Annotated in this window: 2 pseudogenes; both read right to left on the bottom strand. The window is 47.5% G+C overall.

Annotated features, from left to right (window positions below):
• Window positions 1–320: pseudogene (gene hslJ, locus FDX22_RS03685) on the bottom strand (heat shock protein HslJ); the annotation flags it as partial.
• A 112-nt stretch (window positions 321–432) separates the two neighbouring features.
• Window positions 433–654 (bottom strand): annotated as a pseudogene (locus FDX22_RS03680) (2-hydroxyacid dehydrogenase); the annotation flags it as partial.

Below are 654 nucleotides of genomic sequence, written 5' to 3'. Positions count from 1 at the left end.
TTGCTTAAACATCTCGCTGACGATGCCGTCGAGCGCGTTAAGCTGTGGATCGGCGCACATCATGCGCGTCATTGCCATGTCTTTCACTTTTAATTCACCGTCGGACAGCTTGCCCTGACCGTGGAACTGATTACACATTTTTCCCGACACCGTCATATTTTCACCGAAACTTAATTCAGGTGGGTTATTGGCGACGGTTACCGGCTTGCNAGAACGAAACGGTGGTGCTGTAACTGTTCGCGATTAACGGAAACTTTTCCATTGCTCACACAGCCAGCCATAAGCATGCTGAGCGCAATCAACGTGACAATTTTCTTCATTGAATTTCTCTACGTTAGTGACGGGAATACAATCAATATAATAATGATACTGTCGGATTTATCATCAGAGGTTATCTGAAAATGCTCCCCCGAATGCAGGGGAGCGGCATTTTCAGAAGAGGGCGTTCGGGCAGGTTTCGCCTTTGGCGATTTGAGCCAGATTCTGCAAGGTTGTTTCAGAAATGCTGGTCAACGCTTCGGCAGTCAGGAATGCCTGATGCCCGGTGAACAGGACGTTATGACAGGCTGACAAACGACGGAACACATCATCCTGAATCACATCATTGGACTTATCTTCAAAGAACAGGTCGCGTTCATTTTCGTACACGTCCAT

It is taken from the genome of Citrobacter sp. TBCS-14 (assembly GCF_005280805.1).
GTDB lineage: Bacteria > Pseudomonadota > Gammaproteobacteria > Enterobacterales > Enterobacteriaceae > Citrobacter > Citrobacter gillenii.
The sequence above is the reverse complement of the archived record's forward strand: the minus strand, read 5'-3'. Positions and strand labels throughout refer to the sequence as shown.